This is a genomic window from Virgibacillus oceani (genome assembly GCF_014638995.1).
Taxonomy (GTDB): Bacteria; Bacillota; Bacilli; order Bacillales; family Amphibacillaceae; genus Virgibacillus_E; species Virgibacillus_E oceani.
Genome location: NZ_BMFR01000020.1, coordinates 29,079 through 50,775, shown reverse-complemented (window position 1 = coordinate 50,775; position 21,697 = coordinate 29,079). Strand labels below are relative to the sequence as shown.

Below are 21,697 nucleotides of genomic sequence, written 5' to 3'. Positions count from 1 at the left end.
ATAATATTGTAAATACTACCAATTAATTATGGCAAATATAGAGGGATGTCTTGAAAGACTATCCCTCTATATTTTGAAGTAGGGAATGGGCTAAAACCCATTTCCCGTCCATGTTATTGAGGTTGTCCGCCAAATTGTTGTTGTGCAGTAGCAACTAGACGTTTTGTGATTTCACCACCAACAGAACCGTTAGCACGTGAAGTAGTATCAGCACCTAAGTTAACACCAAATTCTTGAGCAATTTCATATTTCATTTGATCAAGAGCTTGTTGAGCTCCAGGAACTACTAATTGGTTTGAATTGTTGTTAGCCATGTTTATCACCTCCTGTAATCATATTGTTAGCATTTCCTAAAAACTTATCACAAAATATAGTTGGTAAATTGTGCTTATAGCAAAAGTGTCAGTGTTGGAAAGTAAAAGGAACATACTAGCTCATTTTGCAGTGTAAAAGACTTTCGGCAACAATATTGTAAATAGAATTGATAACTATATTAAATGCTGGTTTAACCGTTAACTTTTAATCCATCAACAAAGTACGATCAATATTTCTCAATCTGATTTTTTATGCTATTGACTCACTATCAAATTGGAACCTTTATGGGTTTTTCGGTTTCCTTTCCCTTAACTTTTCACATTGTACCGTCATTTATCACCTTTAAAACTATGTGAAGACTAAATTTATCCAACCAAAAAAGCAGGTGCGAATTCGATTATGAATTGCCCTGCATTTTTTTGCTATATGTTTAAAAGAAAAGCCATTACAAATAAACATCAATTTAAGGAGTTTATTATTTTGGGTATGTCATTTCCTTTGGATTAACGTACTTATCAAACTCTTCCTCTGTTAGTAATCCTAATTCAACAGCGGTTTCTTTCAAGGTTGAATTGTCATTGAATGCTTTCTTTGCAATTTTAGCAGCATTCTCATAGCCGATATGTGGATTCAATGCTGTTACCAACATTAAAGAATCATTCAAATATTTTTCAATTTGTTCATGATTTGGCTCAATTCCCTGAATACAGCGTTCGTCAAACGATAACATACTATCAGCAAGCAAACCGCAAGATTGCAGGAAATTATAAGCTATAACTGGTTTAAATACGTTTAATTCGAAATTACCTTGACTTGCTGCGAAACCGATTGTGGCATCATTCCCCATTACTTGTGCTGCTACCATTGTCACTGCTTCACTCTGGGTTGGATTAACTTTCCCTGGCATAATGGAGCTGCCTGGTTCATTTGCTGGGATTGTGATTTCACCTATGCCACAGCGCGGACCACTAGCCAACCAGCGTACGTCATTTGCAATTTTCATCAGATCAGCAGCAAGTCCTTTTAATGCTCCATGTGCGTAAACTGTTTCATCGTGACTGGTTAACGCGTGGAATTTATTCGGTGCAGATATAAAGCTTTTTCCTGTTTCATCGTTGATTGCCCCACAGACTTTTTCGGAAAACTCAGGGTGTGCATTTAATCCTGTACCTACTGCAGTTCCCCCGATCGCTAGTTCTCTTAAGTATGGCAGGCTCTCGGTAATCATGCTCTCTGACTTTTCAAGCATACGATGCCAGCCGCTTATTTCTTGACCAAGTGTTAATGGTGTAGCATCCTGCAGGTGGGTACGACCAATTTTCACAATATCATTAAATGCTTCCATTTTTACTTTTAACGTATCTTTTAGTGTTCGCACAGCAGGCAGTACAGCATCTTCAACCTTTAAAACAGCCGCAATATGCATTGCGGTTGGATAGGTGTCATTTGAACTTTGCGATTTATTGACATCATCATTTGGATGCAGTTTTAAATCGCTTCCTTGATCTGTCAGCCATTGATTACCAACATGTGCAATCACTTCATTAACATTCATATTTGATTGTGTTCCGCTGCCAGTTTGCCAAACCACTAAAGGAAAATGTTCATCAAGTTTCCCTTCTACTACTTGGTCTGCAGCGAATGCTATTGCCTCAGCTTTTTCCTTATCCATTAACCCAAGATCACTATTTGCTTTTGCGGCACTTTTTTTTAGGATCGCGAAAGCCTTAACTATTTCTTTAGGCATTTTTTCGTTACCAATTGGAAAGTTTTGTTTACTTCGTTGTGTTTGTGCTGCCCAAAATTTATCGGCAGGTACTTTAACCTCTCCAAGCGTATCCTTTTCTATACGATAATCCATTCATGAAGCCTCCCTATGTATTATATGCTTGTATTTCCCTTTCTCTATTCTAGTATAGCACGATTTCCAAAACAATTTTTTTGTTAGCGAAATAATAATTCATCCCTTTGACATGGGCTATTTTCCAAAATAATTTTATAAAGTGAAACTTGTAGAACGGTTGAAGTTTTCCTATGTCCTTTCGATTTTGGCTGATTGAGATCATTTTTTACCAAATTTTATGGAATGTCCCGTATAATAGATAATAGGAAGGAGGGTTTCGTATGCCCAATATATGGACACATATGCTTTTTTGCGAGGATGTTGCAGATACAATCAATTATCCCGGCAAGTTAACACAACATGATGCATATATGAAATTAGGAGCTCAGGGACCAGATCCTTTTTTTTATTATAATTTTTGGCCATGGGTTAAAATTGAGCCTGTCCACAACATTGGAATGGTGCTTCATACAAAGCGATGTGGCAAATTTTTAATGGATTTAATTGAATCTGCAAAGGATATGGAACATCACATTCAAGCATATGTATTTGGATTCGTTACACATCATATTCTGGATAGAAATGCACACCCGTATATCCATTATCGTGCGGGTTATGATGGCAACAAACACCAAAAGCTTGAAATCCTTATTGATACAAAAATGATGGAAAAATACCATAATCTAAAAACATGGAAAGCGCCCGCATACAAAGAGATAGATATAGGATATAAATTGGACAAAGACACTGCAGGCTTACTTCATACAACAATTCAGAAGCATTATCCCGAAGTCAAAGAAGAAACAACGATGCATACGATAACTAAATCCTATCGTCATATGAAATTGGCGTTACGACTCTTAGCAGATCCACATGGCTGGAAGAATAAATTATTGGGATCGCTTGTCTCATCCTTCTCACACCAGCCAATAAAAGATGATGTCGACTATTTAAATTTAAATGAAAAAACCTGGTATCATCCCGCAACCAATGAGCCGTGCTCTGAAAGCTTTGTTGAGCTTTATAACAATGCTCGCGCGGAAGGAATAGAAATTATGACAGCAGTTCTGACATATTGGACTGGCGGAAGCGAAGAAACTAGACAGTTGCTTCAGGATTTAATTGGAAATATATCATACGATACTGGAAAACCATTAGAATTAAACCTGGAGAACAAATATAGTGAACCTATTGTATAGGACGGGAGATAAATACTGCAAATTTATGGGAAATTAATAAACAGCCTAAATTAACAGATAATGTGGCTGGGATAAAAGTATTTAGTTAAAGACATATCCGAACTAAAAATTCTGCAATTGGAATTTATATTAGTTCGGATATTTTTTATGGGTAGAACGAGAAATAGAAATTTATATACCAGACCGTATACAGAGACTCCTGGGAGATAAGGCATCGGTGAGACCCGAAAATAAAGTGTATACGGGCTGATGGCAAAAGAGCAACATAAAATGCAAAATTTACGTCGCAGTTTACGTCAACTGCGTATTAAATTACTACCGTTGAAAAAGCAATATTCTAACTATCCAATTCTGTTATCGTTCTTCTTTGAGCCAATGTTTTATTATGTCCAGCCCCCATTTTTATTAATGAAGTTTGATTTCGATTTTCTCGTCTGGTTTTGTATTTCTTCTAGCATCTGCCATACCTTTTTCTATATTTACAAATCGTAAAAGTATAATACCAATAATAAAGAATATAACAAGCGATATAATTCCTAATCGGCTGGAACCGGTAAGCTGACCAACTAAACCGAACAAAAACGGACCAAAAATTGCAGCAAATTTTGATGATATACCGTAAAATCCAAAGAATTCCGCATGTTTATTTGCTGGAACCATTCGACCATAAATCGATCTGCTTAACGATTGTGCTCCACCCTGAACAAAGCCCACACAGATTGCCAAGAGATAGAAATGGGTTGCTGTTGTCATAAAATATCCTAGAATCACAATTCCAACATAAACATACAGCGATATTGTCAACGCCTTTTTCGCAGTAATTTTCTTGGCAAGCCATCCAAAAAAGAATGTACAAGGAATCCCAACAAATTGTGTTATTAATAGTGCAACAATTAATGAATTTTGCTCAAGCCCTATCTCTGTTCCATAGATAGTTGCCATCTTAATAATGGTCGAAATGCCATCATTATACATCCAAAAAGCAAGTAAAAATATCAATAATTGCTTATACTGTCTTAACTCTTTAAATGTAGCCGAAACACGAGTATATCCAATTTTAATATACGAATTATCCCGCTTTTGCCGAACACGCTTCTCTTCTTTTATGTTTTTCAATAACGGCAACGAGAAAATAAGCCACCACACACCTACAGTAGCAAAGGAAATTTGGCTTGCTGCAGTAGAATTCGGTATTCCAAACATGTCATATTTCAGAATCAAAAGAATGTCTATTGCTAATAATATTCCACCACCAATATAGCCGAAAGCAAATCCGTTGGAAGAAATTTTATCAATATCTTTCTCAGCCGCTATTTCTGGTAAAAAGGCATCATAAAAAATATTGGCACTTGAAAATCCTATCGTTCCAATAATCACCAAAAGTGAAGCAAATAGATAATCTCCTTCCCCCACAAAAGCTAATAAAATACTTGCAATAATTCCCATAAAGGCAAAGAACCTGAGAAATTTCTTTTTTGCCGCAGAAAAGTCACTTATGGCTCCTAAAAATGGTGCTAAGACAGCTACTATTAATACTGCAATTGATTGCGAATATCCCCAATAACTTGTAGCTACCGTATCATCCAGATTTGCAGCAGCTACATTGGAATAAAATATTGGTAATACAGCAGCCATGATAACTGTAGCAAATGCCGAATTACCAAAATCGTACAGCATCCAGCTAAATACAGTTTTTTTCTTATCCATACGCACAATCCCCCTTTTCTAAAGCATATCAAATTGTTTAGATGAATAGGGCATTTTTTCATAAAAATAGCCCTACCAAACCAGGTAAGGCAATGTTTTATTTACTCCCAAATAAAATGTCTATATTCTTTGCTTAGCTTTAAAAATTCCTCTTTGTTTCTTTTATCAATGGAGCTATTTATTGCGGCTTCTAACTGTTGTTTATTCCAGTTGAAGCATAATTCATCTAAGATCATTTGTGAAGACAGCTTTAATTCAAACGGGATTTCCCTTTTAGCATGAAGGGTTTTACCATCATAACGATAATAGCGATAAATCAACTTTTCCTTTTTCATGGAACACGCCCCCTTGTTCCTTTTTTCTATTATCCTAAATTTTTGGAATAATTGCAACAGAAATGAAAAAAATCAGTAAAAAATAATTTAGTTGCCTACATATCTTAAGTTTTGCCACACGAAACTTACTTTGCTATTGTCAATACATGTAACCAGGCGCTTGAATGTTTCTCTAGACTCACTGCATACTACTTTGATAGACTATTATAGCTGTAAAAAAAGCGTTGTATTTCACTGGAGGCACAAGCATGGATCACGCAGAGAATTTAAAAAGAGGAGAAAAAGGTGCATGGATTAGCATCTTTGCCTATTTATTGTTATCAATTATTAAATTAGTAATTGCATATATCGGGGATTCAGAAGCATTGCGCGCAGACGGATTAAACAACTCCACCGATGTTATTGCCTCAATCGCAGTTCTTGTCGGTTTAAAAATTTCACGCAAACCGCCTGATAAAGATCACCATTATGGTCATTACCGGGCCGAAACAGTTGCTTCGTTGTTCGCCGCTTTTGTAATGATGTTTGTCGGCATTCACGTGATATACGATACATTTAAAAACCTGGCAGAGAATAACACAACCCAGCCAGAAATGTTAACAGCATGGACAGCTTTCGGTTCTGCCATCGTTATGTTTTTCGTTTATCGGTATAATTTAGCTCTAGCCAGTAGAATAAATAGCTCCTCACTATACGCGGCAGCCCAGGACAACCGTTCCGATGCATTAGTAAGTATTGGGGCCTTTGTCGGTATTATAGGGGCGCAATTTGGAGTATTTTGGCTTGATCCTTTAGCGGGATTAATAGTTGGAATTATTATTTGCAAGACTGCCTGGGACATTTTCAAGGATGCAACACATACATTAACTGACGGGTTTGATGAAAATCAGCTTGCGAAAATAGAGTCAAGCATCGCAAAAGTCCAAGAGGTTAGAAAAGTTGAGGATGTAAAGGGACGAATACATGGAAATCAAGCATTTGTGGATATTACAATTCTTGTTGATCCAAAACTAAATGTAAAGGAAAGCCATGCCATTACAGAGAAGATTGAACACTTATTGGCAAGGAAGCATAATATCACATATGCTCATATCCACATTGAACCGTATAAACCTAAATAAAAAGCACCGTATTAGGTGCTTTTTCAAATGTAAAGAACAGATTAAATTTGACTCTATGTTATTAATGTATGACATGGTTAGCCTCTTCAAGATCAAGCGCCTGGGTTTTGTTCTATCAAAACAATTACTTTAACAGTTTTAACAGCTCGTCAATGTTTTCCCACCCATAAGCAGTTTCCTGGTATGTTCCTTCACCGATTGTTGTTATTTCCTCTCCAACCGGCAATGCTTGATATCGTTCATAAAACCTGCTGGAAGGATTTTGCTTTAATATCCAAACTAACAGGGATGTAAAGCCAAGTATTTTCATTTCCTCGGCAAATACTTGTAAAAGCTTTGCACCAAGCCCCATTCGCTGAAATTCATCCAGTAAATAGATTGTGTATATTTCACTATCATAATTAAAGCGCTTTGTCCGTTCAGGACCGCCGGAAATGAAGCCTGCAATTTTTTCATCATTATGTATAACAAATGTACATTGCTCTTTCTTCTGTATTCGTAATACTGTCTCCCATAATGCTTTTCGATTTTCATATGTCATATTGGATAAATCTTTTTCATCTAGTAAATCCGTATACGTACTCTTCCAGCTGCTTACATGAATATTCGCAATTGCTGAAGCATCTTCATAAACAGCTCTTCTGATCGAAAACATAGAAAGTTCCCCCTGTCGTTCAATTAACACTTCTCTGATCATTATATTGTAAAAAGAAAAACAGTTACGATTGCACCTGCCACAACTAAAATGACATTCAGCCCAATATACGCCAAGATAATAGCAACTATCCCACTGATTAATCCTACATGCGGCTGGTCCGCTTTAACGGTCATAATCCCCGGAAAAATCAGTGCCCCCAAAGCTGCATATGGAATAGCATTTAACCAGCGATTAGCCCAGTCGGGAAACTGTATTTTATCAACAATGTATGCAGGTATTAACCTCGGTATCATCGTTACAAGTGACATGCCAATAATTATTGCAAAAATCATGATTGGTCCCCCTTTAACAGGTAAATTCCGCTTAATCCACCTAAAACAGTCCCAAACACAATTGCCCAGCCATCACTCATAAACAGGCTGCACAATGCGTTAATCAGCATCGCAATAATGGCAATTAGCCCTACTTTTATTTCCTTTTTTACTGATGGGACCAATAAACCAATAAACATAGCATACAAGGCGATCCCCATACTTTGGCTAAGCTTCTCCGGAATGATTTCGCCCAATACACCACCCAGAAAGGAACCAAAAATCCATGAAAAATAAGCCGTTAAAATTAAGGCCAAATAAAATAATGCGCCTTTCTCCACTTTTGCTTCTTTCGTATGTAAAGAAGACACTGCAAACGTCTCATCAGTCAATCCTAATGATAAAGGAACTTTCCAGTTAAGTCCAATCCCCCGAATACGATTCATAAATGATAAACTCATTACAAAGTGACGGAAATTAAGTACAAAAGTTGCAATAATAATTTCTGCTGTACCTGCTCCAACTGCAATCATATTCGCTCCCATAAATTGGCTGGCTCCTGCAAAAACAAGAACACTCATCATTGTCAATTCCATTAACGACATTCCTGCCTGTTTTGCTAAAACACCATAAGTAACCGCAATAGGCAAATACCCCAGCATGATCGGAAAACCAACAGCAATACCACGTTGAATCATATGTAACGATTGTGGCGCCTCATCTTTATTTATAGCCTTTGTCACCATTATGCGTACTCCTCTGAATTGAAAATTTAAACTATTATAACGGATTTTTTTTAATATAGAAAGGAATTGAACCGGAAAAAATTTATATTGACAAATATAGAAAAAACAATGTATATTAGCAATTAATATTTCCAAAAAAAGAATAGGATTATCCTAAGAATGCGAAGTAGAGTTTTTCCGGGCAGTATTAGAGACAAGGTGAATGGTGCAAGCTTTGGCAGGAAATGATTCGAATTACACATTCGGTTTAAATGGATCTTTTTATAAGAGGATAAGGCACTTACTTATCAATCAGGGTGGTAACGCGGAGTAAAGCTTCGTCCCTATTTAGGGATGAAGCTTATTTATATTACAACATCAGGGAGGGGCAACCATGTTTCCAATCAACCCCAAGCATCATCCATCAACAGGGGAGTCTGTTTTATTTTTCATTTTTATTGTAGGACTTATTAGTTATTTCATTATTGAATTGGGTACTGTTCCACATGTACCGATTCTGCTGGGGATCTTTGTACTCCTAGCATATGGTTTAATGAAACGGATTCCATTTAAAGATCTTGAAGAGGGAATGACTGCTGGAGCTAAATCCGGTATGGGAGCTATCTTTTTATTTTTGTTAATTGGTGTCCTAATCAGCAGCTGGATGATAAGCGGGACAATACCAGCACTTATAAATACTGGTTTCACGTTCATTGGCGGTACATGGTTTTACGCTATTGTTTTCGCGGTAACAGCGATTGTCGGAATATCACTAGGAAGCTCCTTGACCACCACTGCAACGATAGGTGTTGCTTTTATTGGGATGGCAGGTGCTCTTGATGCCTCACTAGCAATTACAGCTGGCGCAATCGTTTCCGGGGCATTTTTTGGTGATAAAATGTCACCATTGTCAGATACAACAAACTTGGCTTCTACAATTGTTCAGGTAGATTTATTTGATCACATCAAACATATGTGTTTAACGACAGTCCCAGCCTTTATAATTACTTTTATCCTATTCGCATTACTCTCGCCCAATGAAACTGTACCGATGCAAAACATCACAAAGTATCAGGATGCATTGGTACAAACGAACTTAATTCATTGGACATCATGGCTGCCTTTGCTCGTGCTGGTTATCTGCACAATTGTTAAAGCACCTGCCTTTATTGCATTAGCATTTAGCAGTGTTTTGGCAACGATTTTGGCTAGTATCACGAATCATTTACCATGGTCTGGTATATGGTCCATTTGGTTTAACGGATATACTGGAAATACGGATTTCCAGCCAGTTAATGACCTTCTGACAAAAGGAGGCATAAACAGTATGCTATTTACAGTTTCACTGGTTATTTTAGCGTTAGGATTTGGCGGGCTTCTATTTGTAACTGGTATCGTTCCATCCATCTTAACTGCATTCCAGGAAAAACTTAAAAAGGTAAGATCGATTGTAATTTCTACTGCTGCAACCGCCATAGGTGTGAATGTTTTAATTGGTGAACAATATTTATCCATCATGTTAACAGGTGAAACATTTAAAGGCATTTATCAAAAATCAGGACTTCCTAACAAAGTCCTATCCCGAACATTAGAGGATGCAGGGACAGTCATTAATCCACTCGTTCCATGGAGCGTTTGCGGAGTATTTATTGCTGATGTACTGGGTGTTTCGGTATTAGCGTACTTGCCATTTGCTTTCTTTTGTTTACTAAGCCCGATCATTACGATTATTTTTGGAGGAAAAGTATATAAGAAAAGCTGACCTTACATGCAGGGTCAGCTTTTTGTATATGCTATTATTGATTCCAATTTCCGCAAACCTTCTAGTAGTCTTGGCGATGGCCTGCAGTAGAGGGACTCTTCCAATACATGTATGTTACCATTTTGAACCGCCTTCATTTCATCCCAGCCTGGTCGTTTGAGAACTAGCTCGGGTCTCATCTTTTCTTCCTTTACGCCAACCCACACCATACAAATATGATCCGGGTTTCGTTTTTTAACATCCTCCCAGTTGGTTTGAACACTAGCAGCGTCTTCCGTATCGAAAACATTTCTTGCACCGGCAAGCCTGCTTATTTCTGTTAACCAGTTCACTTTTCCCGGAGTAAAAACTGGTTTTGGCCACCATTCCCAATAAAGAAGCGGTTGATGTAATTTAGTAAGGGATTTACTCTTAAAATATTCCAGCCCTCGACGAAAAACTACAGCTTGTTCCCGGCCTAATTCAGGACAATCTAATGCGTCTGCCACCGTTTGAATGTCCTTGGCAATTTCTTCAAGGGAATTAGGATTTAATATAATATATGGTAACTCCCTTTCTTCCAAAGCAGCTATATTCCTCTCCATTCCTGGTACACTTAAAGAAGCTAGAACGATATCCGGCTTTAACGCTGCTACTTTATCCATATCAATAGAAAGATCCGGTCCCAATTTTGGAAGCTTATTCACCTCTTCCGGCCAATCTGAAAAGTTATCTACACCTACCAATAAATCGGTTTTACCTAGATAAGCTATAATTTCAGTATTACTTGGACAGATAGAAATAACTCGCATACTATTCCCTCCAGAGAAAAAACGAATTAACTGTCTTGCTCCGTAATAATTAACGGACCATCTTTCATAATTACAATCGTATGTTCATATTGTGCGGAACGTCCCCCATCGACCGTTCTTGCTGTCCAGCCATTGGTATCCATCTGACTTTCCCACGTACCCTCATTTATCATCGGTTCAATTGTGATTACCATTCCTTCTTTTAAACGTAAACCTTTATTCGGCAATCCAAAATGGGGAATGTGCGGATCTTCATGCAATGTTGGTCCAATTCCATGTCCGGTAAAATCTCTGACAACTGAAAATCCTTCTCCCTCAGCGTATGTCTGAATAGCGTAACCGATGTCACCAATACGGCTCCCGACTTGTGCCTGTTCTATCCCTTTATATAATGCCGTTTTTGTAACGTCTAACAGTTTCTCACCTACCTGGTCCACTTTACCGACTTTATAAGACCAAGCAGAATCAGCTAAACCACCATTTAAATTAACAACCATATCAATTGTTACAATATCACCATCAGCTAGTTTTTCCCCACGAGGGAATCCATGACAAATCTCATCATTTACCGATGCGCATATTGCATACGGATAATCGTTAAATCCTTTTTGTTCTGGAATTGCACCATGTTTCCTCAAAAATGTATCAACGAATGTATCAATTTCCATAGTTGTAAGTCCAGGTTTTATCATTTTTGCTATTTCTTTATGTGTTTGAACAAGCAGCCTGCCAGCCTCTTGCATCATTTCAATTTCTCGTTTGCTTTTTCGTGTAATCATGACTTTTCTTCCCTTCAAACCTTTATTACTATAAATTATTCCCATTTAGATTTATGTGCACCCTCAAGTTTATCATAAATTCACCCTAAAATACGTTTAGACGCATAGAAACTTTCCATTCCTGATTTTTACCCTTTATGTATTATACGCACCTTAATATTAGCAAATAACTAAGCCCATTTAAACATTAGCCCTTCCACGATCCGGCCAAACGCATACATTGAATAGAAGAGGAGGTGGAGTTTTTGAGTGATCGACATGGTGGAGGCAACTATGCCTTTATTGTTGTGCTTTTTATCCTTTTAATAATCGTAGGAGCTAGTGGGTTTAGAACTGGCGGTTATGGTGGATACGGTGCCGGCGGTTATGGCGGTTATGGTGGTGGCTATGGCGGTTTTTAGTTAACCACTATCCAAAAACTTTCAAATAATACTTGGGGGAGGTGAGCATATAATGAGCTACGGTCAAGGTGGCGGCTACGGCTACGGTGGTGGCTTCGCATTAATTGTCGTACTATTCATCCTGTTAATTATTGTTGGTGCAGGTGGATATCTTGGAGGATATTAATCCCTTTACATTATAGATCGCTCCTAATATAACTTCACAGCGACTATAATTCTATAATGTCAACATTCCTTGAAAATCTGCCTTCATGATAGGCAGATTTTCTTACACTATAGATAATCCTTTACATCGTATATTTTTCCATTTATGATATTGCCCTTATCAGTCAAAATATCGACTAGTACCCCGCCTACTGCATCCGTATCTTTTAATAAGTTGCTTTTTTTGAAGTTTTTATATTTATCTACATCCTTAAATTCCTCATACGAGCTTGAGCGAATTTCCTCCTGCATCGCCGTATCCATCACTCCAGGGTTAAAAGCAATTACCTTACTGCCTGTTTTAAGTACATCCTGCTCAAGTGCAGCCGTCTGAGTATACATATTAATACTTGCCTTCGTACTGCAATAGGCACTCCATCCATATATTGGCCTATTTGCAGCCCCAGATGTAACAGTTACACCGACCATAGGTATTTCTAATTCATGAGCTTTTTTTAAAAATAAATTTGTGAAAACCATTGGTGCGATTGTATTTACGTTTACATGTCTAATAAGTTCAGAGCTATTTATATGCATGGACTGATCGATTGGTCCTAAGGAAGCAGCATTATTTACTACATACAATGCTGATGGTTCATATACAAAAATTTGCTTTAGAATCTGTTCAGCTATTGACTCGATGTTATCGGAATTTCCCAGATCACATCTAAAATGCTGGAAGGTAACATTATTTTGCTCCGCTATTTCTGCAAGCTTTTTATTCCTTTGACGTGAAACCCCAACAACATTTATACCCAATTCTAAAAACAGCTTAGCAATTGACTCGCCCAATCCACGTGAAACACCCGTAACAACAGCATAGTTCATTCCTTCACCCCATTCATTACTATTCAAATTACAGCAATTTGCTGTTTTAATTGCACCAGCATTTTATTAACCCCTAATATGAAAAATTCTCCCCTCGGCCAATTAGCAAAGGGAAGAAAAGGTGCTTATTTACCCGTTACTTCGCTCCAATAATGTGCTAATGTTTCCATTCCTTTATCAAAACTATCCAATGGAAAACTCTCATTAGGTGAATGCAATCGATCATCAGGTGTACCGAATCCTAATAGAACAATTGGAATGTTGTAAATGGCTTCAATCCATTCAACGACAGGAATTGATCCACCCATTCGTACATAAACGGTTTCTTTATCAAATGCTTTTGTATAACTTTTTGCAGCTTTTTCAATTAAAGGATGGTTCGGTTCAACTTTATATGCTTTTGCTGAAAGTTTTTCTTTTTTCACTTCAACCGTAACACCTGTTGGAGCTACCTTTCTAACATGTTTCTCAAGCAGCCTCTGAATTTTTTCGGGATCCTGGCCTGGAACAAGTCGACAAGTTATTTTAGCAGCAGCTGATGATGGGATAATCGTCTTTGTGCCCTCACCTTGATAGCCGCCATAAATTCCATTAATCTCAAATGTTGGTCGTGCCATTGTATGTTCTTTTGCTGTATACCCTTTTTCTGAAACTGTTTCTTTAACACCAGTTGATGCCTCATAATCTTCACCCTGTACTTGTTTTATCAATTCTCTATCTTCATCAGTCAGCGGCTCAACGTCATCATAAAATCCATCAACCGTTATAACTTCATCCTGATCTTTCATAGATGCCAAGATATGATTCAGTGCCATAATCGGATTGCGAACTGCCCCGCCATACATACCAGAATGCAAATCATGATCAGGTCCAGTCACATTTATCTCTATACCAGTAAACCCTTTTAGCCCATATAGAATGGTCGGCTGATTTTTTGCAACCATTCCAGAATCTGATATAACTGCAAAGTCCGCATCAAATTGCTCTTTTTTATCATGAAGGATTTCATATAAATTCTCACTGCCGATTTCTTCTTCTCCCTCAATACACACCTTTACGTTTAACGGCAGCTTGCCTTCGGTTTTCATGTATGCCTCAAACACAGCAAGATGCATGAAAACCTGTCCTTTATCATCACTTGATCCGCGCGCATATAAACGGCCATTTCTTACCTCTGGTGTAAATGGATCGCTTTCCCATAAATCAATTGGATCAACCGGCTGCACATCATAATGACCATAAAATAAAACAGTCGGCACATCTGGTCCCGCTTGATTGTATTCCGCATAAACAAGCGGATGTCCGCCAGTTTCCTGCTGTTCCACTTTATCAAAACCAATATCGTTCAAATAGGTTTCAAGAAAAACTGCCGCTTCCTTAATATCTTTTTTATGTACACTGTCCGTACTTACACTTGGAATGGATAAAAATTGATTTAATTTTTCTAAAAGCTGCTCACGATTTTCGGATAGATAATGTAATTCTTTTTCACTCATATTCAATTCCTCCAATACTATTTTCTTATAGTTTAGCATATTCTATTTAGGTTGGACTAATCGGATGAATTTGCGTCACCGTCTCTCGGATTGATGTTCCGTCTCTCGGGTTGATGTTCCGTCTCTCGGGTTGATGTTCCGTCTCTCGGGTTGATGTTCCGTCTCTCGGGTTGATGTTCCGTCTCTCGGGTTGATGTTCCGTCTCTCGGGTTGATGTTCCGTCTCTCGGGTTGATCTTCTATCCCCCCTCGAGCCTTCACCAAACAAAAAGAGAGTAGCCCAGCTTGGCCACCCCCTTATAAACTATTCGTTCAACGCTTGTTTCAAATCTTCAACCAAATCCTCGCTATCCTCAATACCAACAGATATACGGATCAGTCCATCAGTAATTCCCAGTTCGGCCCTTCTATCTGCAGGAATGGATGCGTGTGTCATTTTTGCAGGGAGGGAAATTAGGCTTTCAACAGCCCCAAGACTTTCTGCCAATGTAAAATACTTAACCGTCTTAAGCACTTTTTCAGCACGTTCTCCACTGCCCACATCAAACGAAATCATTCCACCAAAACCTTGTGCCTGCCCCAAAGCTATATCATGTCCACGATGATCAGAAAGACCAGGATAGTAAATTGATGACACCTGATCATGCCCTTGTAAAAATTCCACGATTTTTTTAGTGTTTGCCTCAATCGCTTCCATTCTTAAGGCAAGCGTTTTAATTCCCCGCATCAATAACCAGGAATCCTGTGGTCCCAGCACTCCGCCAACAGAGTTTTGAATAAAATGTATACGCTCCGCCAACTCTGAAGAATGAACGGCAACAAGTCCCGCTACTACATCACTGTGCCCACCAATATATTTTGTCGCACTGTGTAAAACAATATCTGCACCAAGATCTAATGGCTGCTGCCAGTATGGTGTTGCAAATGTATTATCAACAATTAATAATAAGTCATGTTTTTTTGCAATCTCAGCCATTTTAGCTATGTCTGTTATTTTTAACAGTGGATTGGTCGGTGTCTCCACATACAATGCCTTCGTTTTATCGGTTATAGCAGCTTCTGCTTTTTCAGGATAGCTTGTATCTACATAAGAATGGTTTAAATTAAAACGATTCAATACTTTCGTCATTAAACGATAAGTTCCTCCATAGACATCATCGGTCATAACAATATGATCGCCAGAATCCAACAACATCATAACCGTTGATATTGCAGCCATCCCCGAGCCAAAAGCAAATCCTGCCTTACCATTTTCCAAATCTGCTATGACTGATTCAAGTGCTGCTCTTGTCGGATTTCCAGTTCTGGAATACTCATAGCCACGATGGTTGCCAACACTATCTTGTTTATACGTACTGACTTGATAAATCGGCACCGAAACTGCACCTGTCTGCTCGTCACCTGTTACGCCGCCATGTATCATTTTTGTTTTTCGTCGCATATTATTCTCCTCCATCTACAACCCCAGGGTATATATTTTTACTTAAATATCGATCACTGCCATCCGGAAATACAGTAACAATCGTTGTACCTGGCTCTGCTTGTTTCGCTTCCTGTAAAGCGGCATACATTGCTGAGCCGGATGAACTCCCTACAAGCAGTCCTTCTCGTTCGGCTAATTGCACTACCATATCAAATGCGTGTTTATCCGAAACCGTATGCACGGCATCCATGTATGAACGGTCCATGTAATCGGGTAAAAACTCCATTCCAATACCTTCTGTTTCATGTGGTCCAGGTTCTCCACCAGCAATAATTGATCCCTCTGGTTCAACGATGACTGTTTTTATCGTTGCTTTTTGTTCCTTTAAATAGTGAGCACTTCCCATAAAAGTACCTCCAGAACCGGCACCCGCAACAAATACGTCTATATCGCCATTAAGGTCATTCCATATTTCAGGTGCGAGCGTCTTATAATACGTTCTGGGATTTGCTGGATTTCCAAATTGCTGTGGTGAAAAACTATTTGGTATCTCACTTACTAATTGCTTCGTTTTATCAATAGCACCCACTATGCCAGCCTCACGAGGTGTGTGAACTATTTTTGCGCCAAGAGCCTGCATAATCAATTGTTTTTCCTGACTAAAGTGCTCCGGCACACAAAAAATGACGGAAAGGTTTTTGTCTAACGCAGCAAGTGCCAAGCCAATCCCTGTATTACCAGCTGTTGGTTCGATAATTGTGCCGCCCTCTTTGATTGTACCACTTGCTAATGCATCGGCTATTAATTCCTGTCCAAGCCGATCCTTCACACTCCCGCCTGGATTATAAAATTCCAGTTTTGCATATAGTTTTATCCCATCAGGAAGATTGAACTTTGTAATTTCAAGCAAAGGGGTTTGGCCGATTAATTCTTTTATTGATCGATATATCGCCATGTTATCTCCTCTTAGTTAAAAAACTTCATGCCATTCATTACGGTGCTCAAGCATCTCTTTTGCAATTTCCTTAGCACCTTCCAAACTATGATTTGCCGCCCATCCGCATTGCACTTCATTGCAGGCTGGTACTTCATTTGCCTCCAAAACATCATGAAGTGTTTTTTCAAGCGTATCTAAAACCTGTTCATAATTATCATTGTTAAGAATAGCTAAATAAAAACCAGTTTGACAGCCCATTGGACCGATATCCAGTACATTATCCATGTGATTGCGAATATTCTCAGCCATTAGATGCTCAATCGAATGCAATCCTGGCATATCCATATGTTCTTTATTAGGTTGTTTAAAACGAATATCATACTTGTATACTTTATCACCACTTGCACCTTCTGTTACCCCTACCAAACGGACATATGGTGCTTTTACCTTTGTATGATCTAGATTAAAGCTTTCTACATTCATTTTTTTTGCCATTATAATCGCTCCCTTGTATTTATCTTTTATTAGCAATTACCAACCAAACAAAATCATTCATTTGCTGAAACGTCACGTTAAATCCATTACTAATAAAAATACTTTCTAAAACCCCAGTTGTTGGATAATATTCTCTTTTCAAATCCTCTGCCAATTCACTATATCCTTTTGCCTCGGCGTCTTTTATAGCCTTTTCCTTTGCTTGATCGGATTCAAACATTGTATCCGCGAAAATGACCTTACCATATTCTGGAAGCATTGAGGCATATTTTTCTATAGCAATAGCCTTTTCCGAATCGGTTAAATGATGAAATGCATAGCTGCTGACAATAGACTCAATTGGATCAGCTGTTTCCGGAAAATCTATAAAATCGCCATCCTTTACGTCAAGGGCAGGAATTTTCTGTACTGCTAATTCACGCATAGGTCTTGATGGTTCGATCCCATACACCTTTTTTCCGCTTTTCAACAGCTTTTCAGTTAGATTACCAGTACCCACACCAAACTCAAGAACGATACCTTTTGCATGTTTAGATACCTCATTCAATATTGTATCATACTGTGCGAAAACCTCTTTGTATTGAGGGTCAATTCCCGCTACACTGTCATCATACTTTTCCGCCCAATCCTCAAAAATGTCAAGAAATTCACGTCCCATTGTATGCTCAACTCCACCCAATATATTAAAGCATAGTAATTCACTATGATTAGTAAGAATTATATGTAAAACTATAGCATATGTTTACGGTAAATTCAAAGATCCCTTTTGTATGCTAATTAAGAAGATTTTTGACTAAGCTGCCCATTCGCTAAGAGCAGTCACGAACGGTGATCAGGAATGGGATTTAATTTACGATCTAACAATAAAAGACCCCCAAAAGTTAGTTTTCTGCTCTAACCTTTGAGGGTGGTACTAGCGTGTAAGCACTCGTTTTTAATTTTGCTAACGATTATCTTTTATCCTGTGGGAAGATTCGTTCAATCATATTGCCGATTTGATCAAAAAATCCTTCGACTGGTTCACCATTTCCAGCGTCATTTGCATAGTTATTTGTCAAATCAACAAAGTCAGGATTTGTAGAGACATAAACATTGTCAATATCCTTGTCAACCGATTTTACGATATCCGAAATTTGCTTTTTCACTTCGTCAGTCAGTTCATCACCGTTATCATTACCATTGTTATTGATACCGTTGTTATTGATGCCATTATTATTGTTAGCATTATTATTGTTCATATTAGTATTATTGTCAGCATTATTATTGTTAGTACCGTTATCATTGTTGGTATCTAATTCAGCAGCAACATATGCATTATTTTCAGTTGTCAATACATACGCATTGTTGATTTCTTTAATTTGATTTGTAATTTTATCGGCTGCTTCCTCAGCTACTTCATATCGATTGTTATTATTGTTGTTCATATCCTGATTGTCGTCATTCTCAACATTTCTTAGCGGCTGACGATCATTTGTATCATCTGCCGTATTGTTATATCGTGTTTGTTCTGTATTTAAATCATTATCGTTCGGCTGCCCCTGATCATTGCCATTATTCCCACACGCTACTAATGTTAACATTGTTGCCATACCAATACTTAATAACTTCCATTTCATTTGTTCCATTCCTCCTTGTTAGTTTGATTTTAGTATGTTACAGCAACTTATTTTTATTCTTTAATGTAAATAAACCTTTTTTTGGCAAACACACCATTTTTGTGTCAGACAATATAAATAAATATCGGGGAAACTACAGTTAATCCTTTATTTGAAGGAGGATAAATAAATGGATATACCGGATTATGATAAAGCCCTATACTATACGCTGTGGGGACAATGGGATGATTTATTGGTACTGATGGTTCGCACAAATGATGATATGCTTTCAAAGAAAATCCAAAATTTCCTTCATGCATACCACTACTCACTTGATGAAACAAAAATTCTTGAAAGCCATGACAATTTGCTTTATTACATTGACCATGCAATGAAATATACCCCAACCGCGATAATGGAGGTTTAAAAAGGGAATGCACCAATTGGTGCATTCCCATTTTTATACTCACATAAAATTATAATTCGACTTTTGTGCAGCCAATATTTAATTTTAGCGGTGACCGTGTCCGTGATTGCGTTTATTTTTATGTTTGTTATGTCCTTGATCATGATGTTTTTTATGATAATTCCCTTTATGTTTACCTTTGTTTTTACCTTTATGCTTTCCATTATCATGCTTGTTATGTTTATATTTCTTATGTTTTTGATTGGCTTTTTTCTTATGGTTATTGTTTTTGCCTTTATTATGTTTAACACGAGTTTCTCTCATTTTCTTCGCTTTGGCATTTCCTTTGCCATTATTTGCTTTTACTTGTTTAACTGAATTTTTCTGATTTGAATTTAATTGACCATTTTTTTCTTTGTGTTTACTTGAATGCTGTTTTTCCTCGGAAGCTTTTTCACTGGCCTTTTCAGACTTTTCCTTTGAATCAACCGGATCCGCATTATCAGACCTATTATTATAGAAAGAATTTATAATTGCTTTTTCCTCATCATTTACTTGGTCCTGTTTGCTAATATCCGTATCGTCATTCAATGAATTTTCTTCTCTAAAAGATTCGGCCATCAATTTGTTCATTGATGTTTCCTGTTCCTTTGCATTTTCACGTATCTCTTTTGGAACACTAAATGTTGCTGTTTTCCAGTCTGTATGATGGTCAAGAAAATAGCTGTCAATCGTATTTAATACAGATCTCTTATGGGTATTGCTATCAACATAACTGACCCCGACTAACACATTCTTTCCATTTTTTATTAACCCTTTTTCTTCACTTTTATCCATAATATCAGATAAAACTTCATCCAATGGCTTACTCTTATAATGCGTTAATTCTTTCACTAATTTCTTAGCATCATCGTTTAACGGCAATATAGAGCGTACCTTTAAATCCTCACCAATCTCCAGCTCGATACTGGGATTAATATCGACATTTACATAGGCATACGTTTTGCTTGAGTTTGATATAAAATAAAAAGGCATCACAATTAATAACAGCAAACAGGCCATTGCAATTAGTCGAAAGGATTTATTTACTTTACTGGGATGAAAAAAGAATAGTAAATGTTCGTTTTCTTTATATATTTCATAGGAAACTTCAGCACCAACCGCAGCGTTTTTTACCGGTTTTGCTTTTTGAAAATTCCCATCCTGCGTCAACACAATTGTGTATCGGCGATGTTTTTCCATTACTATCGCTTTTTTCACTGACCCACCCCCTTGAGATAGTCCTTAAGATATACATAATCCTCACTAAGTACAATAAATATCGCCAAAATGTATTTTCGGTTTCGCTCTAACGTTTTTTTACTGACATCGACCTTTTTAACAAGTTCTTTAATAGGAAGTTTTTTCTTTCTATGCACAAATTCGCGCAGGTTCTCATCATCAAAAAGGATTCTTGCCGTATGTACCGCTGAATCACGGGCATCCCTATGCTTAGGTGAAGATTCAGTAAGTTCGGCCAATGTTAATTTATATCCTTTTAGCTTTTCTTTGAAATCAGCGATCTCTTCCCTGCGATACCATGCCTCTTGTTCCCGCTGATAAATTTCTTTAACAGCGACAATTTCAGTTGGATTTTCCATCTGCTCTTCATCATACGTTTCGTCCAATGATGCAGCGATTGGAGTTTTTTGTACATAGCGAATGTAATCAATCACTTTACGCTTCACGACCAGTTTCGCAAATGATAAAAAAGAACTCCCTCTATCAGATGAATAGGACAGTATGGCTTCATTAAAAGCAGACAGACCTATACTGAATTCATCATCTTTCTTTGGATCGATATAACGTTTGCACACTTCCGACACACATTTAGCAATAAACGGTTGATATGTCTTTAAAAGATAATTTTGCGTTAACTCGTCCCCGTTTTGAGCTGAGGTAATCATTTCTTCGAGGGATTTTTCTTTTAATGACTGACTGCTCATCAACCTTTAACACCCCCAGCCGTTATAAAATTCGTTCTATTTCTATTATTTTTGGGTGTAGTTTTTAAGTTATCAAATATATTTCCATTCATCCATTTATATTCCATGATGTATCCACCATCTTTATTAAGAGTTAAGTATTCTATATCATCTATATATTCCATTGGCAAAGCACATTGGTCAGCTTGCTGAGCGTATTTCCACAGGTTGAAACGGACCACTTTGCTATTGTTTATAAATTTTCATACAAATTATCTATTATTTAGTCAATATGATTCATTTTAACGCATGGCCTGTACCGTTGCTATCTCAAAATATTTACAGTTTCTTTAAAATACCATTACCAACAGTCATCAGGATGAAATAGTACGATTTTTTGGCA

The 21,697-nt window shown here is 37.5% G+C and carries 24 protein-coding genes and 1 pseudogene; 6 read left to right on the top strand and 19 right to left on the bottom strand.

Annotated features, from left to right (window positions below; translation table 11 throughout):
* Positions 1-113: 113 nt before the first annotated feature.
* Together IEV74_RS17090 and fumC are read right to left on the bottom strand one after the other, a co-directional pair.
* Complete coding sequence (locus IEV74_RS17090) at positions 114-314, bottom strand: alpha/beta-type small acid-soluble spore protein (RefSeq protein ID WP_188456584.1); 201 nt, start codon at positions 312-314, stop codon at positions 114-116.
* Between the two features lie 476 nt (positions 315-790).
* On the bottom strand, positions 791-2,176 hold the full coding sequence (gene fumC / locus IEV74_RS17085; RefSeq protein ID WP_188456583.1) for a class II fumarate hydratase: 1,386 nt from the start codon (positions 2,174-2,176) through the stop codon (positions 791-793).
* Positions 2,177-2,439: 263 nt separating this feature from the next.
* On the opposite strand from fumC, the gene IEV74_RS17080 reads away from it, so the two are divergent.
* On the top strand, positions 2,440-3,357 hold the full coding sequence (locus IEV74_RS17080) for a zinc dependent phospholipase C family protein (RefSeq protein ID WP_188456582.1): 918 nt from the start codon (positions 2,440-2,442) through the stop codon (positions 3,355-3,357).
* 405 nt (positions 3,358-3,762) lie between these two features.
* Here the strand turns inward: IEV74_RS17080 and IEV74_RS17075 are convergent, their stop codons facing one another.
* Positions 3,763-5,064 (bottom strand): MFS transporter, encoded by a 1,302-nt coding sequence (locus tag IEV74_RS17075; protein ID WP_188456581.1) that lies wholly within the window; start codon positions 5,062-5,064, stop codon positions 3,763-3,765.
* A gap of 101 nt (positions 5,065-5,165) precedes the next feature.
* A complete protein-coding gene (locus IEV74_RS17070) occupies positions 5,166-5,399 on the bottom strand; it encodes an IDEAL domain-containing protein (RefSeq protein ID WP_188456580.1) in 234 nt (77 codons plus the stop codon).
* Positions 5,400-5,647: 248 nt separating this feature from the next.
* Here IEV74_RS17070 and IEV74_RS17065 point away from each other — a divergent pair, with 248 nt between their 5' ends.
* A complete protein-coding gene (locus IEV74_RS17065; protein ID WP_188456579.1) occupies positions 5,648-6,520 on the top strand; it encodes a cation diffusion facilitator family transporter in 873 nt (290 codons plus the stop codon).
* A 124-nt stretch (positions 6,521-6,644) separates the two neighbouring features.
* Here the strand turns inward: IEV74_RS17065 and IEV74_RS17060 are convergent, their stop codons facing one another.
* The 3 genes from IEV74_RS17060 to IEV74_RS17050 are packed head-to-tail and all read right to left on the bottom strand — an operon-like array spanning position 6,645 to position 8,235.
* The gene (locus IEV74_RS17060) at positions 6,645-7,175 is read right to left on the bottom strand and encodes a GNAT family N-acetyltransferase (protein WP_188456578.1); all 531 of its coding nucleotides are present in this window, start codon (positions 7,173-7,175) and stop codon (positions 6,645-6,647) included.
* A 41-nt stretch (positions 7,176-7,216) separates the two neighbouring features.
* Complete coding sequence (locus IEV74_RS17055) at positions 7,217-7,510, bottom strand: AzlD domain-containing protein (protein ID WP_188456577.1); 294 nt, start codon at positions 7,508-7,510, stop codon at positions 7,217-7,219.
* Complete coding sequence (locus IEV74_RS17050; RefSeq protein ID WP_188456576.1) at positions 7,507-8,235, bottom strand: AzlC family ABC transporter permease; 729 nt, start codon at positions 8,233-8,235, stop codon at positions 7,507-7,509. Before IEV74_RS17050 ends, IEV74_RS17055 begins: the two co-directional genes overlap by 4 nt.
* A 373-nt stretch (positions 8,236-8,608) precedes the next feature.
* On the opposite strand from IEV74_RS17050, the gene nhaC reads away from it, so the two are divergent.
* Positions 8,609-9,976, top strand: a complete 1,368-nt coding sequence (gene nhaC / locus IEV74_RS17045; protein ID WP_188456575.1) for a Na+/H+ antiporter NhaC — start codon at positions 8,609-8,611, stop codon at positions 9,974-9,976.
* A gap of 14 nt (positions 9,977-9,990) precedes the next feature.
* On the opposite strand, the gene IEV74_RS17040 is transcribed toward nhaC, so the two are convergent.
* Positions 9,991-10,767 (bottom strand): cobalamin-binding protein, encoded by a 777-nt coding sequence (locus tag IEV74_RS17040; RefSeq protein WP_188456574.1) that lies wholly within the window; start codon positions 10,765-10,767, stop codon positions 9,991-9,993.
* A 26-nt stretch (positions 10,768-10,793) separates the two neighbouring features.
* Positions 10,794-11,546 carry a type I methionyl aminopeptidase gene (gene map / locus IEV74_RS17035; protein WP_188456573.1) on the bottom strand — a complete coding sequence of 251 codons (753 nt, stop codon included), beginning with the start codon at positions 11,544-11,546 and terminating at the stop codon, positions 10,794-10,796.
* A 236-nt stretch (positions 11,547-11,782) separates the two neighbouring features.
* On the opposite strand from map, the pseudogene IEV74_RS20050 reads away from it, so the two are divergent.
* Together IEV74_RS20050 and IEV74_RS17025 are read left to right on the top strand one after the other, a co-directional pair.
* A pseudogene (locus IEV74_RS20050) lies at positions 11,783-11,890 on the top strand (YjcZ family sporulation protein); the annotation flags it as partial.
* 109 nt (positions 11,891-11,999) lie between these two features.
* A complete protein-coding gene (locus IEV74_RS17025; protein ID WP_188456572.1) occupies positions 12,000-12,113 on the top strand; it encodes a YjcZ family sporulation protein in 114 nt (37 codons plus the stop codon).
* 107 nt (positions 12,114-12,220) lie between these two features.
* On the opposite strand, the gene IEV74_RS17020 is transcribed toward IEV74_RS17025, so the two are convergent.
* From IEV74_RS17020 to IEV74_RS16990, 7 genes are all read right to left on the bottom strand, one after another.
* Positions 12,221-12,979: a (S)-benzoin forming benzil reductase gene (locus IEV74_RS17020; protein ID WP_188456571.1), complete on the bottom strand. Its 759-nt coding sequence runs from the start codon at positions 12,977-12,979 to the stop codon at positions 12,221-12,223.
* 125 nt (positions 12,980-13,104) lie between these two features.
* Positions 13,105-14,475, bottom strand: coding sequence for a dipeptidase (locus IEV74_RS17015; protein WP_188456570.1), 1,371 nt, complete (start codon positions 14,473-14,475; stop codon positions 13,105-13,107).
* Positions 14,476-14,778: 303 nt separating this feature from the next.
* A complete protein-coding gene (locus IEV74_RS17010; RefSeq protein WP_188456569.1) occupies positions 14,779-15,915 on the bottom strand; it encodes a bifunctional cystathionine gamma-lyase/homocysteine desulfhydrase in 1,137 nt (378 codons plus the stop codon).
* Position 15,916: 1 nt separating this feature from the next.
* Positions 15,917-16,852, bottom strand: a complete 936-nt coding sequence (locus IEV74_RS17005) for a PLP-dependent cysteine synthase family protein (RefSeq protein ID WP_188456568.1) — start codon at positions 16,850-16,852, stop codon at positions 15,917-15,919.
* 15 nt (positions 16,853-16,867) lie between these two features.
* On the bottom strand, positions 16,868-17,329 hold the full coding sequence (locus IEV74_RS17000; protein WP_188456567.1) for an S-ribosylhomocysteine lyase: 462 nt from the start codon (positions 17,327-17,329) through the stop codon (positions 16,868-16,870).
* Between the two features lie 19 nt (positions 17,330-17,348).
* Entirely contained in the window at positions 17,349-17,987 is a 639-nt protein-coding gene (locus IEV74_RS16995; protein ID WP_188456566.1) for a class I SAM-dependent methyltransferase, read from the bottom strand.
* A 292-nt stretch (positions 17,988-18,279) separates the two neighbouring features.
* Positions 18,280-18,945: a YhcN/YlaJ family sporulation lipoprotein gene (locus IEV74_RS16990; protein ID WP_188456565.1), complete on the bottom strand. Its 666-nt coding sequence runs from the start codon at positions 18,943-18,945 to the stop codon at positions 18,280-18,282.
* A 169-nt stretch (positions 18,946-19,114) separates the two neighbouring features.
* On the opposite strand from IEV74_RS16990, the gene IEV74_RS16985 reads away from it, so the two are divergent.
* Entirely contained in the window at positions 19,115-19,351 is a 237-nt protein-coding gene (locus IEV74_RS16985; protein WP_188456564.1) for a YhdB family protein, read from the top strand.
* Between the two features lie 84 nt (positions 19,352-19,435).
* On the opposite strand, the gene IEV74_RS16980 is transcribed toward IEV74_RS16985, so the two are convergent.
* Genes IEV74_RS16980 through IEV74_RS16970 form a run of 3 tightly spaced genes read right to left on the bottom strand, consistent with a single transcriptional unit; the run spans position 19,436 to position 21,479 of the window.
* Entirely contained in the window at positions 19,436-20,590 is a 1,155-nt protein-coding gene (locus tag IEV74_RS16980; RefSeq protein ID WP_188456563.1) for an anti-sigma-I factor RsgI family protein, read from the bottom strand.
* A complete protein-coding gene (sigI, locus tag IEV74_RS16975; protein ID WP_188456562.1) occupies positions 20,587-21,315 on the bottom strand; it encodes an RNA polymerase sigma factor SigI in 729 nt (242 codons plus the stop codon). Before sigI ends, IEV74_RS16980 begins: the two co-directional genes overlap by 4 nt.
* Positions 21,315-21,479, bottom strand: a complete 165-nt coding sequence (locus IEV74_RS16970; RefSeq protein WP_188456561.1) for a hypothetical protein — start codon at positions 21,477-21,479, stop codon at positions 21,315-21,317. The genes sigI and IEV74_RS16970 overlap by 1 nt, the downstream gene beginning before the upstream one ends.
* Between the last annotated feature and the right edge of the window lie 218 nt (positions 21,480-21,697).

Coding starts and splice junctions, on each gene's coding strand:
- IEV74_RS17090 (WP_188456584.1), bottom strand. CDS start 314: ATGGCTAACAACAATTCAAACCAATTAGTAGTTCCTGGAGCTCAACAA.
- fumC (WP_188456583.1), bottom strand. CDS start 2,176: ATGGATTATCGTATAGAAAAGGATACGCTTGGAGAGGTTAAAGTACCT.
- IEV74_RS17080 (WP_188456582.1), top strand. CDS start 2,440: ATGCCCAATATATGGACACATATGCTTTTTTGCGAGGATGTTGCAGAT.
- IEV74_RS17075 (WP_188456581.1), bottom strand. CDS start 5,064: ATGGATAAGAAAAAAACTGTATTTAGCTGGATGCTGTACGATTTTGGT.
- IEV74_RS17070 (WP_188456580.1), bottom strand. CDS start 5,399: ATGAAAAAGGAAAAGTTGATTTATCGCTATTATCGTTATGATGGTAAA.
- IEV74_RS17065 (WP_188456579.1), top strand. CDS start 5,648: ATGGATCACGCAGAGAATTTAAAAAGAGGAGAAAAAGGTGCATGGATT.
- IEV74_RS17060 (WP_188456578.1), bottom strand. CDS start 7,175: ATGTTTTCGATCAGAAGAGCTGTTTATGAAGATGCTTCAGCAATTGCG.
- IEV74_RS17055 (WP_188456577.1), bottom strand. CDS start 7,510: ATGATTTTTGCAATAATTATTGGCATGTCACTTGTAACGATGATACCG.
- IEV74_RS17050 (WP_188456576.1), bottom strand. CDS start 8,235: ATGGTGACAAAGGCTATAAATAAAGATGAGGCGCCACAATCGTTACAT.
- nhaC (WP_188456575.1), top strand. CDS start 8,609: ATGTTTCCAATCAACCCCAAGCATCATCCATCAACAGGGGAGTCTGTT.
- IEV74_RS17040 (WP_188456574.1), bottom strand. CDS start 10,767: ATGCGAGTTATTTCTATCTGTCCAAGTAATACTGAAATTATAGCTTAT.
- map (WP_188456573.1), bottom strand. CDS start 11,546: ATGATTACACGAAAAAGCAAACGAGAAATTGAAATGATGCAAGAGGCT.
- IEV74_RS17025 (WP_188456572.1), top strand. CDS start 12,000: ATGAGCTACGGTCAAGGTGGCGGCTACGGCTACGGTGGTGGCTTCGCA.
- IEV74_RS17020 (WP_188456571.1), bottom strand. CDS start 12,979: ATGAACTATGCTGTTGTTACGGGTGTTTCACGTGGATTGGGCGAGTCA.
- IEV74_RS17015 (WP_188456570.1), bottom strand. CDS start 14,475: ATGAGTGAAAAAGAATTACATTATCTATCCGAAAATCGTGAGCAGCTT.
- IEV74_RS17010 (WP_188456569.1), bottom strand. CDS start 15,915: ATGCGACGAAAAACAAAAATGATACATGGCGGCGTAACAGGTGACGAG.
- IEV74_RS17005 (WP_188456568.1), bottom strand. CDS start 16,852: ATGGCGATATATCGATCAATAAAAGAATTAATCGGCCAAACCCCTTTG.
- IEV74_RS17000 (WP_188456567.1), bottom strand. CDS start 17,329: ATGGCAAAAAAAATGAATGTAGAAAGCTTTAATCTAGATCATACAAAG.
- IEV74_RS16995 (WP_188456566.1), bottom strand. CDS start 17,987: ATGGGACGTGAATTTCTTGACATTTTTGAGGATTGGGCGGAAAAGTAT.
- IEV74_RS16990 (WP_188456565.1), bottom strand. CDS start 18,945: ATGAAATGGAAGTTATTAAGTATTGGTATGGCAACAATGTTAACATTA.
- IEV74_RS16985 (WP_188456564.1), top strand. CDS start 19,115: ATGGATATACCGGATTATGATAAAGCCCTATACTATACGCTGTGGGGA.
- sigI (WP_188456562.1), bottom strand. CDS start 21,315: ATGAGCAGTCAGTCATTAAAAGAAAAATCCCTCGAAGAAATGATTACC.
- IEV74_RS16970 (WP_188456561.1), bottom strand. CDS start 21,479: ATGGAATATATAGATGATATAGAATACTTAACTCTTAATAAAGATGGT.